General features: G+C 50.8%; 7 protein-coding genes and 1 tRNA gene. 6 read left to right on the top strand and 2 right to left on the bottom strand.

The window, feature by feature from the left end; translation table 11 throughout:
• Positions 1 to 152: 152 nt before the first annotated feature.
• Together SH302x_RS10205 and SH302x_RS10200 are read left to right on the top strand one after the other, a co-directional pair.
• Positions 153 to 238: transfer RNA gene (locus SH302x_RS10205), tRNA-Ser, on the top strand.
• 517 nt (positions 239 to 755) lie between these two features.
• Complete coding sequence (locus SH302x_RS10200) at positions 756 to 3,260, top strand: RHS repeat-associated core domain-containing protein (protein ID WP_479368611.1); 2,505 nt, start codon at positions 756 to 758, stop codon at positions 3,258 to 3,260.
• A 616-nt stretch (positions 3,261 to 3,876) separates the two neighbouring features.
• Here the strand turns inward: SH302x_RS10200 and SH302x_RS10195 are convergent.
• A complete protein-coding gene (locus SH302x_RS10195; protein WP_479364650.1) occupies positions 3,877 to 4,041 on the bottom strand; it encodes a hypothetical protein in 165 nt (54 codons plus the stop codon).
• Positions 4,042 to 4,144: 103 nt separating this feature from the next.
• Positions 4,145 to 5,752, bottom strand: a complete 1,608-nt coding sequence (locus SH302x_RS10190) for an IS91 family transposase (RefSeq protein WP_479364651.1) — start codon at positions 5,750 to 5,752, stop codon at positions 4,145 to 4,147.
• Positions 5,753 to 5,961: 209 nt separating this feature from the next.
• On the opposite strand from SH302x_RS10190, the gene SH302x_RS10185 reads away from it, so the two are divergent.
• The 4 genes from SH302x_RS10185 (at position 5,962) to SH302x_RS10170 (ending at position 12,089) form a co-directional block, all read left to right on the top strand.
• The gene (locus tag SH302x_RS10185; RefSeq protein WP_479364652.1) at positions 5,962 to 8,052 is read left to right on the top strand and encodes an MTBMA_p00010-related P-loop-containing protein; all 2,091 of its coding nucleotides are present in this window, start codon (positions 5,962 to 5,964) and stop codon (positions 8,050 to 8,052) included.
• Positions 8,053 to 8,275: 223 nt separating this feature from the next.
• Complete coding sequence (locus tag SH302x_RS10180) at positions 8,276 to 9,262, top strand: tyrosine-type recombinase/integrase (RefSeq protein WP_479364653.1); 987 nt, start codon at positions 8,276 to 8,278, stop codon at positions 9,260 to 9,262.
• A gap of 493 nt (positions 9,263 to 9,755) precedes the next feature.
• On the top strand, positions 9,756 to 11,021 hold the full coding sequence (locus SH302x_RS10175; protein WP_479367317.1) for an RHS repeat domain-containing protein: 1,266 nt from the start codon (positions 9,756 to 9,758) through the stop codon (positions 11,019 to 11,021).
• A 21-nt stretch (positions 11,022 to 11,042) separates the two neighbouring features.
• Entirely contained in the window at positions 11,043 to 12,089 is a 1,047-nt protein-coding gene (locus SH302x_RS10170; protein WP_479367316.1) for a hypothetical protein, read from the top strand.
• Positions 12,090 to 12,152 lie beyond the last annotated feature (63 nt).

The following is a 12,152-nucleotide window of genomic DNA, read 5'->3' as shown; positions in this document are numbered from 1 at the left end:
GAATCTCGGCGGCAGGATTGGACGCCGGAGCTTGGAAACCGCCAACTTCGTCGGAATTCCTGTGTTGATTGCAGGCGCAACCACAATTGACAAAATTATGGCTGCAGTAGAATCTGACGCGAACTGTTTTTGCGCGGACCGCGCGCAGCGATGGATGGGTGGCAGAGCGGTTTAATGCACCGGTCTTGAAAACCGGAGTAGGGTTTCCCTACCGGGGGTTCGAATCCCTCCCCATCCGCTAAAAACCTGCCGAAAATATCGAAAACCCCCGGAAAAGGCGTGATCTATTCTTTGCAAAGTTGACAACTTTTCCTTCAATAAGCTCTAACGTCTGGGCTGGAAGTATGCCTTCTTTGCGCAGTAGTTTCGCAGCATGTGAACCGTGATGCTCTACCAGAGTTACTATGTTCAGACATTTGCAGTTGAGTGATTTTTTCTCTGACAAACCATAATTCATTGAGCGAAACGCTCAACCAGAAAAGCTCTATCCGTCGTTCTCGCCTGATCAATGGAAACGGAATGACCCGCCTGCATGTCACCGACTCTGTCGCAAATAGCATCTAAATCGGAGCGGCGTTCCAATTCGGCTAACATACGACTATCGATCACGCAATAAGCGCGACTTGTAGTCGGGTCGAAAATCTGGGTCGGAAGAGGACGGCACCGTTCTGGAAAGCAAGTCAATCGATGCGCTGGGCTACGCTACACGCACTTGGACCGATGCGGCGGGCCGAACTCTCAAAAGCTTCGACCAATTGGATAAAGCCACCACCATAACTTACGACGCCGCTGGCAATCAGCTCACCGTCCGGGATCCCAATAATGTGGGAGCTGACATGGTCTATGATGTTCTGGGTCGAAATACTCAGCGGACCGATACCGCCAGTGCGGTGACCAAGACTGCTTATGACAAAGCGGGTAATGCCATCAAACAGACCGATGCCAAGAACAACGACACGTTTATCACTTTCGATGCTCGGGGACGCAGAAAGCAAACCACCGATCGCATCAGTGCCACGACGACGTTTACTTTTACCGCTTTGGGCCAACAAGCCAGTTTGACAGATGCGGAAGGCCAGACGACGAGTTATACTTATAGTGACTGCGGTGAGAAGCTCACCGAAACCTACCCGGATCACAGTGGTGGCAATCCTGGAGATTCCACCTACGGTATCGTGACCTTCGTCTATGACAATGCCGGTAGGTTACTGCGTAAGCAAGATCAGCTTGGCGACACCTGCACGTTCAACTATGACTTGGCTGGAAGAATGACTCAGCGCGACTATCGAACGAAAGTGAACTCGCCCTCGGGCACGATCGCCGATAGCGATGCGTTCACTTACAATCGTATCGGAGCCATGCTCACCGCTGTCTCTGGTCGTTACAGTAATACGGTCACTTATACTTATGACCTAGTCGGTCGCAAAGCGACCGAAGCGATCACGACCAACGGCCAGACCTACACGATTGGCACCGAGTACAACACGCGTGGTGAACTTGTTAAATACACTTATCCTGATAGTTCAATCCAGGAGCGGACGTATCACGCCACCGGAGCACTTAATCTGCTTAAGCTGGATGGTAATACTGTCAGCACTCGGACTTACGACGATGGCACCAGACTCACAGGCGAAACGCTGGGTAATGGTGTGACAGAGACCAGAGCTTATTCCAACGACAATCTGCTAACCTCGATCACCTTTGGTGGTACCGGCACCGCGATTGGCAATCTGAGCTACACCTGGGATGCAAACAAGAACAAGACCAGCGAGACCATCGGCGGCACCATGGCCGACTGGGGCTTTACCTCCGGTGGCACAAGCTACGATGACGAAGATCGCCTGACCGGTTATGCTCGCGCAGGAGCATCGGCTCCATCACAGTTGTCGCAAAGCTGGAGCTTAACCGATGTCGGTGACTGGAGCAGCACGACGATCAATGGTACAGCGCATACACGCACGCATGGTCCAACGCACGAGCTGTTGACCAACAAGATCGGATCGGCATCTGCTCAGAGCGTCACGACCGACGTGAAGGGGAACATGACGTCTATTCCGGTGAACTTGCGAGAAACTGGAGCAAGCATGGCGCTCAATCTGGTCTGGGACTTTGATAACCGTATGAAGTCGGCTGATATCAACGCGGATAGCACGCCGGATGTGACGTTTACCTATGATGCACTAGGTCGCCGAGTTACACGTTCGCACAGCAGTGGATCTTGGGTCTTTGTGCAAGCAGGTCAACAAACGCTGTGTGATTACGTGATTGGTCAAGGACCGAGCAACGCCTTGTACCGCTATGTCTTCGCCAGCTACATCGACGAGCCCGTCGTGCGCAAACAGACCGGTACTGGCGGTACGATCCTGTACTATCATCGCAACCAACAGTACTCGATCTACGCTATGACCAATTCCAGCGGCGGCGTTGTAGAGCGCTACGCTTATACCGCTTACGGTCAGCCAACAGTGCTCAACGCATCCGTCTCAGTCATAGCCACCAGCGCCTATAACAACAGGTACACCTATACTTCCCGCGAGTGGGATCATACCGTCGGTTTGCATTACTTCCGAGCTAGATGGATGAGTGGGCATAGTGGTAGGTTTTTGGGAAGAGATTCCCGTGGCTACGCCGATGGCTGGAACTTGGCAATCCCGTACTTCGGTTTCGAAAATGTTGATCCTTTGGGAACTAGCATAATTGTGCAAACAAGAGATGGAGGCAGTGAACGGCATAAGCGCGATTGTCAAGATAATTTAAACATTGACTTTTATGTCAGATTTTCAGCACCTTGCGAAGGGTATTTGATTAAGTTCATCAGGGCAACTTGCAAGAATGCACCATGCAACGGTGGTGAATGCGGCGGCTTTACCTCCCGACGCACTGAAGCAATGCAAGTTCAAAAATTCGCAAAAGATCAGAGCTACGACTATCCTTTCACAGAGAGCCCAGCACAAGGTGGTAGCCCTAGTGGCTGCGGCAGCTTTACACTTTCTGTCACTCTGCGGTATTATTGTTCAACCGATCTACCGCCGGATTTTTCAAATAAACTCGTTCCTCCTTCTAAGTATCCGACAAATTGCTGTTATTTCCCAGCGGGAGGAGATGGGTGGGAAGAAAACCCGAAAACTGGCAACCGCTGGATACAGGATTATCATAAGGGCGAAGGACAAGGCGAATACAAAATAGATCTTGACTGGGAATGTTGTAAGGATTTTAGCTGCTCGTTTGTAGGAGAAAGTAGTGGAGACCCGAAAAGATAATGTCAACAGTATTTTCGATTGGCATAATTACTTGGGTAGCGATTTTCCTGGCGCATCCTGCAGGGGGATATGCTTTATCTCTCGCGATTTGCGTGTTAAGTATGGCGATTGCAATACTTAGGTGCACTTGGAGAACGTCTATTTCATGGATTGCTATAGCCCTTAGGATCAATCATTTGTGCTGCTCGTTGCTAAACTTTGTTGTATTGTTGGCTACGCAAGTTGTATTCATCGCGTTTTATTATCCACCAGACAGTAGGCTACTTTTCTCGCCGGGAGGGGTAGAGATCTCTTTTTACACCGTGCCATGGGATCGACAATCAGATATTTCTTCTGGTGAGTATTTTCCGCCATTTCGGATTGGAAATAGTGAAGGGGCCGCAGATATTACGAGCACAAACATTTTCCGCGATGAGAATCATATCGCAGTCGTTAGCATCAGATATATAGTTATATTGATAGTAGTTGTTTTATCGTCAATTGTGTGGATCCCTCCGAAGCAATGTTCACCAAGTAAGAGATAGCAACGAGTGATTAAAACGGCTGCAAGCTGTGGACGGTCCTTCTCCCCAGCTTTGCGGTTGTTCAATGTTTTTCTCTACAGAATTACCAGCTACTAATCTAATTTGCAGTAGCTGTTTGCAGGGCTCAAGAACGAGCCAGAACGCAGCTTAATGGCCAGAATTTGTGTTGATGATTGTCCATTAAATGCGGATTTCTCTGACTGATACGGATCTTCGAATTGCTCAGCCATTAAAGGCAAGTTGCTCTCGTTACTCATAATGCAATTCTTGTTAGCGAAGCGGGCTATGATTCGAACGCCCCCTCTCGGCTCGCAAGACTCGCCACTCTCCTGGCCGGGAGAGTTAAGCAACTCTTTCAACTTAAATCTCCGGTAATGGTAGTTGAGTATCTGATTGATTGATGCAGCTCATGCGGCTGCAAGCAGTAATGACGCGAACATCATCTGTTAATAACTTCACATCGAACGCTGAATAAATATTGGCTTCGGATCGAAGCAGCCGAGCATCTTCGAAACTCAGTTGCTTGAACTTTATGTTCTTGCGTGCCTTGGTGCAGACCTCTCGCACGCGATCGTCCAGCGATGTCCAGATAACAGCGAAGTAGCTGATCAAGTAATACACTGTTCCCATATCACCACGCGTATGCCAGGGACTGCGATACTCTTGGAAGCTCATGCCCTCCGCTCCGCATTGTTGGCATCGCGGCGCATGGTCATCGACTTCTGCTTTGGTACTTGGCGATTGGTTCTCTTCGATCAGCTTGCTTGCATCCTTAATGCTCGATTGCAGTAATGACTTATGTCGAACTATATTCACATCGTCATCATCGTCCGTATCATCATCTGAACGCGGATGGTTAAATGCGTTCAGCGCGGCACGTGTCTGCTGAATGTTTGCTTTGCGGTTTTGAGCTTGGAATAAGCCTGCATAACGGATGCGATAAACGCTTCTGGGAACGATATGCCATAGATAGCGTCGCACGAACTCGCCGCCGGGCATCGATTCTTTCTCGTACTGCTCCTTACGATAATTCCACAAGCTGATCGTAACACTTTGTCCGTCATCGCTGACGATCCGCTGGTCACTGATCGCCGTGCCTTGCACGTACTCCGACAAGTAGACCGCGCATTGTCGCTTGGTGGCAAGTACATCTGGAGTGAGCTGAGCATCTGCGACCCAGCTCCTGGCCGCGATCGGTGTTAACCATTCTGCCAACGACTGAGCGTCTGGAACTTCTAATTGCTCAGCAGTGGATTTTAGTAATAACTTGCCACGTCGAAAGAGACTCTTGAGCCCTCGGATGAACTTCTTTCGAAAGACCTGCGCCAGACGCTTGGGCTGGATCGCCGGCGCATCGGAAGGGATCTCTGTCCACTGTCGACTTTCCTGGTCAATGCCACCGGCAGTCATCATGACGTGGATGTGAACATGCGGCAGCATCCGTTGCCCCCACGTGTGCAGGGTCATCAAGATCCCAGGACGGCAACCGAAAGCTTCTTGGCAGGTTTCTAGCAGCGTCTTTTGCGCACACTGGAAGAACAGCTTATAGCTCTCAGCCGCATTGTCTCCGAATAGCTCGGTCAGTTCATGCGGCGCGGTAAAGACGACGTGATAGTACTTCGTATCTAGCTCCCAGGACTGGATCGTATCGAGCCATTTCTTACGCTTGAGCCAGCCGCAGTTGGGGCAATGACGATTGGAGCATGGCGAATACAGAATGCGTTTGGAATCACACTGGCCGCAGCGGAACCAACTGGAGCCATACGCACCGGAGCGGCATTCGAGGATCTTGTCCAGCGCATGTCTCGCATATCGTGGAATAGAATCATCGTACAAGTACGCTTTGCCATAGTGACGCAGAGCTGCAAGTACATTCTCGCTTGGTTCCCCTGGTAAACGATGATTCAGCGAGCAGGAGATCGTCTTGGTGCTCACGTTTGTTGACTGATTCAGTAAAAGTACCGTCATAACTGCGACGCATGTAGCTGCATTGTAGAGCATGACCTGCACTATGATGCCGACGCTGATCGATGGCCTCCAAAGAATTCTTTTGATTCTTCATCATCAGCCCTTGCACAAGGCCTTGCTGGCCCGTTCTGCTGAAGGGGCCTGCTTTGAAGAACTTCTGTTTGATTCCATCTATCGCCCACACAAACACTCTTGATGGACCCGCTCTCATGCTTCAACGATCACGAACTTATCAAGATAGCTTTCCACGCTTAGAGGTCTTTCTGACAGCCCCATGGCAAGCGACCGTCGAAGCCTATGCCGATAGTCTGCAAGGGATGCTGGATCGACCGGCGCTGATAACTTTCTTGCAGGAACAGTTTGGGCTTTCGATCGCTCAAGCGGCTCAGTACCAAGTCGGCTTCTCCGATCGCTCGCTGGGCAGTGAAGTTCCAAGCAATCGCGTGAAGCTGGGCCAAGAGATTCGCAATCGACTAACGCAGTTGGGGATCTACAAGGACAATGGCCGAGAGACGATGCGTGGTTACGTGACGATCCCGCTGTGGGATGAAGCTGGCGTGATCTCGGGCATCGAAGGCTGGCGGCTGGATGCCAAAAGCAAGAACCCCCAGCGGCTTGTGATTGGTACGGGATGCAGCAAGCTTGAGAGAAGGGATCTGAACAGGGATCAGGCTTCAGGAGTCAGACTTCAGGAAGAGGAAGTGTTGCAAGATGCAGTGGCTGTACAAGAAGTGACGGGCGATGGGTCGAGTACGAGTACGAGTACGAGTACGAGTACGAGCACGAGTACGAGCACGAGCACGAGCACGAGCAAGAGCACGAATGAAGTTCCGCCGGGCAGCGGCGTCAGCTTCACCGTGGAATCTGAATCGGTGTTGATCACACGCGGTGACCGCAGCTATCGCATCCGAGGGCTGGATCGCAACATATCCAGCTTATCTTTGAAGGTCAACGTCACCGCAGCGCGAGCGGACTTGATTCACGTCGACACGGTCGATCTGATGAAAGCTCAATCGCGCAATAGCTTCCAACGCGCAACCGCTGTGGAGTTGTACTGCGAGGAGGACACCATCAAGCGTGATCTCGGCCAAGTCTTACTCCATATTGAAGAGCTGCGCAATCGCCAGATCGAAGCGGCCAAGGGGATTACTAAACCCGTCGAGCTATCGCCGCAAGAGCAGCAGCAGGCACTGGGCTTGCTGAGCGATCCCCAGTTGATCAGCCGCATCATTAGCGATCTGGATCAGTGTGGCATGGTGGGCGAGCCCTTCAATAAACTCGCTGCGTACCTGGCGGCAACCAGTCGTTTGCTAGACAAGCCACTGGCGATCCTCGTGAGGTCCAACAGCGCAGCCGGTAAGACCACCTTAATGGACTCGATCCTTCATCTGATGCCACCCGAACATCAGTTGCGATTAAGTAACCTTACCAGTCAATCGCTGTACTACCTACCAGCCGGCTCGATTGCTCACAAGATACTGGCTATTAGCGAAGATCAAGGCATCTCCGAAGCAGCGTACGCTTTGAAGCTGCTACAGAGCGAAGGTAAGCTGACGCATGCGACCGTAGGCAAGAACGCTCAAGGGAACTTCCAAATGCAAACGCATGAAGTCGAAGGACCGGTGCAATTGTTTCTGACTTCCACACGCATGCAGTTGGATGAAGAGCTGGTGAATCGATGCTTTGTCCTCACCGTGGACGAATCGAGCCAACACACGCTGGCGATCCAACAGCGCCAACGACAACTCGAAACGCGAGCAGGTAAAGCCTCATTGGAACAGACCCAGCAGATTCGCAGCCTGCACCGCAATGCCCAGCGGGTGATTCGTCCGATGGAAGTCGATAACCCACTGGCCGAGACGATGCAGTTCCCTTGCAGCCGAACTCGCAATCGCCGCGATCATGAGAAGTTCCTCACATTGATTCGCACGATAGCTTTATTGCACCAACACCAGCGTCCCGTGATTTGTGACGAAGCTGGCGTCGAACGCATCGAAGTGGTTCAGACCGATATTGATTTAGCCAATCGTTTGGTCGAACGCATTTTGAAGCTGAGCATGGACGAGCTGACGCCGCAGACACAGAACTGTCTGACGTTGTTGCAGCAACTGGTGGAATCGATCGCAAAAAGGGACGGCGTCCGCAACTGTGAAGTGCGTTTCACAAGACGCATGCTGCGTGAATCGATCCAGTGGAGTGATTACCAAGTATCGACGCATTTAGACCGCTTGGTATCGTTAGAATACGTGCGAGCTCATCGCGGCCGACAAGGGGCCACGTACGTCTACGAACTTCTCTAGTTGCCCGTAGACACCCGACTTCCAGGGAAGTTCCAGGTAACTTCCAGGGGTCAGCAGCCATCATCTAAAGCCTTCTAGGATCTGATCTTAGTGCCTCTCTCCTGGCTTTCAAGCCAGATTGCGAGAGCCCCTGCCTGTCGCCATAGGTGCATCTGCCATGGCCAGGCTTAAGGCATTGGTTACTGGTTTCCCATTTCAGACTTTTTATTTCTAGGTTCCAACCATGTTGTATCCATCTTTGCTGCAAGCGTACTATCTTGATCTTCGCGTATTGAACTGGTCAGAGTCGACCATTGATCGCCGCAAGTCAAGCTTAAGGCGTTTCATTAACTGGCTGCAGGCGCGTGCCATCGATCACATCGGACAGGTTACTGCCGAGCACGTGGCCGCTTATCAACGCAGCCTTTATCATGTAGGCCATCTGCGCAGCGGGGCTCCCTTGGCCAGTTCGACGCAAGCGTCCTATCTATCGACCCTGTCGCACTGGCTGCAGTGGTTATGTTTGAAGGGTCACTTGCCATTCAATCCAGCGGTAAGTTTGGAACTGCCCAAAGCGGAAGTTCGCTTGCCCATGAATTACTTAACGGAGCCCGAGGTCGAACTGTTGATCAATCAGCCCGATGTGAAAGACGAGCTTGGCATCCGTGACCGAGCATTACTGGAGATCTTTTACTCTAGTGCGATTCGTCGCCAGGAGCTACTGTCGCTTGGGGTTTATGACATTGATCGCAGTCGTCGGTTGTTGATGATCCGCTTGGGCAAGGGGCGTAAGGATCGCGTGGTACCGATTGGTGTGCGAGCCTTGCAGTGGCTTGAAAAGTATTTGGCCGATGTGCGTCCTTGGTTGCTGGCCGGTCATGGTCGCAAGCGATTGGGGCCAGCGGCAATGCCAACAGATCGAATCTTCTTGAGCAACACGGGCAAGCCGTTATTGCCCGGTCAAGCTTCGAAGATGGTGCGAGACTATCTGGATCAGGCGGGGATTCACAAGAGCGGCGCGTGCCATGTGATTCGTCACACGACGGCAACGTTGATGCTTGAGAACGGCGCGGACTTAAGAAGTTTACAGACGTTGCTGGGTCATGCGAATTTGAATACGACTCAGATCTACACGCACGTGACCATCGATCGCTTGCGTAAAGTGCACGACGCCACGCATCCGGCTAAACCAGATGTCGAAGGCACCTCAGCAACTCCACCCGCTGAGTAGCTCAGCGACTCCGTTCGCTGAGTAGCCAGTAGCTCAGCGACTCCGTTCGCTGAGTAGTATGTAGCCCAGCGACTCCGCCTTCTTCGTTTAACCGTCAGCCGCCAGGCGTACGCGTTCTTCTTCACCCTCTCGCTTGCGGGAGGGTCGGCCGCGAGTTCCACGAGCGACCGGGGAGGGCGAGCCGCCTACGCGTCCACTTGCCAATTGACCTCGAGGCACCTGCCTCATCAAGCCAACGGCTTGTCACAATTGCTGCCGTGGCCGATCCGGTCACGGTTTGCATGCGCAGTTGATCCCTCAGGCCCGGAGGGCCAAGACAATTGATTTGCGCCAGCCCTTCGGGCTTATCGGTCTCAAGGAACCTCAAAGTCCGGTGGCCTGCGGCACACCGGCAATAATTGCTACGGCCCTTCAGGCTGCCACCTCAATATTCTGCCAATTATCCCGCCCATCTCGCACCACCGCTCAACTGTCATTCTCTATAATGGCAGACATGCAGTCTCAATCCTCATCACTTCCGGTTAAACACTTATCGCATCGAGAAATCTCGCTTAGCGATTGGGATACGTTGTGCGATCAGAATGCCCCTTATTTGAACGCCACTGTTTCATTCAATGGTTCTTTTTCTTTCCAGGCAAAGTCATCTGACGCGTCAGTCTCAAATAGCGAGTCATCACAACACGAGTCCGCAGCAGCCTGCTTTACTTGCACAGCCTCATCGCTGATCAGCAACAGTGATTGGCCTTCAGAAGTTGCACTAGCGCAGCATCGCAACCAACAGTACTCGATCTACGCTATGACTAACTCCAGCGGCAGCGTTATAGAGCGCTACGCGTATACCGCTTATGGCCAGCCAACGGTGCTCAACGCATCAGCCTCAGTCATAGCCACCAGCGCTTATGACAATCGCTACACCTATACTTCGCGAGAGTGGGACCATACCGTTGGATTGCATTACTTTAGAGCCAGATGGGTGAGTCAGGATTGTGGAAGATTTGTGAGCAGAGATCCGATTGGGCTGCGCGGGGGCATTGATATGTATGAGTACCTTGATTCATTAGTACTCATTTGTGTCGATCCACTTGGGCTTCAATCAGTATATGTGCCGCCCAAACCTGAGCCCAAGTATTGCTATCGTGATCGGCATGGAATAAGGAATTGTGTCTTTAGCGATCCAAGTGACGAAAATGTTTACAAGCATAAGGAACCAAATAAACGCTGTGTTTTTGTCTACCCCCCATTTGATCGAGTACCACCGACTATTGATACAAATGGCGGACCGACGATCCAAAACCCCGCAAAACATGACATCCTAAGAACAATCGAAGAGAAAGGTTGTTGCGAAATACTATTTTGCGGCCATCAAGGCGCACCAGACTACGTTGGTGGTGTAACAAACGTACCGCGCGATGGTCAACAAAAGACACCTATCCTCCCATCGAGGGACGAACAACTAGAGCAAGAAATTGCAACCAAACTCCGAGATAACGGTTGCAGCGGTTGTTCGCTCTTCTTTTATACCTGCGGTGGCGGTGACCAGGAGAAACAAAAGGCAGCGAGGGACAGAATGGCCGAAATAACAGGGTGTGACATATTTGGAACTACCGGCGAGGCACGATCAGTTGACCCGAGCGATAAGAAGGACGGCTACTACTGCACAGATGACAGCAAGTCGTGGGGAGTGGACCGTGGAATTGGTTGTGTAGGCCGGCCATTTCCAATGCGAAAGTATTCCCCACCAAAAAAGTTGTCCAGATAATTATTTAAATAAGGGTATCTGATGCAACGCAAACAATTCTCTATTTTGATTGCCGCTCTTTTCTTTTGCTTTGGATGCGATTCGACTCAAACAATTGAATCGCGTCCATATTTAAACGGACTAGACAGCTTCAGCTTTGTAACCTCGAATGGAAAGTATAGCCAGTTGCATAACTTCTCTGTAGACGGCGAGAAGCTAAGAAAAATTAGTGTTCGGCATTTCGCAGGGGAGTGTAGGCAAATCGTCATCGGCGTGAGATCGCCAGCCTGTATGTTACATGTTGTCGATAGCACATCAAGAAACGGCAAAATCTTGATGGATCATGAAGAAGTAGAGACTCAAATCACACATAAACTTCTTGACCACGATCGAGTTGTAAGGTTGGAACCAGATGCGAACGTTGCAATCCTCCTGAGACCAACCGTAGACCGATTTGCTTGGGAGCAATTCGTTGTTGTAGAGTTTAGTCCTGAAACCGAAGGGACAATTGAGCATGAGATAATGATCGATCTCCCGCAGGGCGACCGTTCGACAGGAGTGGCATTTAATTGGCTATCGGATAAGAATATTGTCGCTATCGTCACGAAAGATGGCTTTCCAAGTTTATGGCAATTGAAAGAAAACAGTCTTGTTGACATAAGTCCGAGCTTTGCGTTTGAGGAAAACCCAAACTATGGAGGTGTGGGGCAAGTAGCGAATCTGCAAATAGCTGTATCACCAGATTATTCGAAAGTCGCCGTTGTTCGATCGATTTTTGATGATGGCAATTATTTATTTGATTTAACTGTCTGGAATGCCATCAATGGTGAGCGACTATATCACCATACGGATATGAAATGCCCGTCGATGATCGCTATTGAATTCTCTACAGCGCAATCAATTGTCTGGTTTGACTCAAATAGCTATAGCCTTTTAAATATTGATACAGGAAGTCGGGCGCTGAGCCGACGTGAAAACCCAGGCCAAGTGAACGAAGCACTTCGATTAAGCGAACAGAACTTTTTGCTGTTACGTCATGTGCAAAACGGAAAAATGGCATTTTCGCTTCAGCAAGTGTTCACCAAGTAAGAGATAGCAACGAGTGATTAAAACGGCTGCAAGCTGTGGACGGTCCTTCTCCCCAGCTTTGCG

It is taken from the genome of Njordella calcicola, assembly GCF_056494125.1.
The sequence above is the reverse complement of the archived record's forward strand: the minus strand, read 5'-3'. Positions and strand labels throughout refer to the sequence as shown.

What these genes read in the sequence shown, in the direction of transcription:
- SH302x_RS10170 (WP_479367316.1), top strand. Translation starts at nt 11,043, where the DNA reads ATGCAACGCAAACAATTCTCTATTTTGATTGCCGCTCTTTTCTTTTGC.
- SH302x_RS10190 (WP_479364651.1), bottom strand. Translation starts at nt 5,752, where the DNA reads ATGACGGTACTTTTACTGAATCAGTCAACAAACGTGAGCACCAAGACG.
- SH302x_RS10180 (WP_479364653.1), top strand. Translation starts at nt 8,276, where the DNA reads ATGTTGTATCCATCTTTGCTGCAAGCGTACTATCTTGATCTTCGCGTA.
- SH302x_RS10195 (WP_479364650.1), bottom strand. Translation starts at nt 4,041, where the DNA reads ATGAGTAACGAGAGCAACTTGCCTTTAATGGCTGAGCAATTCGAAGAT.
- SH302x_RS10185 (WP_479364652.1), top strand. Translation starts at nt 5,962, where the DNA reads ATGCTTCAACGATCACGAACTTATCAAGATAGCTTTCCACGCTTAGAG.
- SH302x_RS10175 (WP_479367317.1), top strand. Translation starts at nt 9,756, where the DNA reads ATGCAGTCTCAATCCTCATCACTTCCGGTTAAACACTTATCGCATCGA.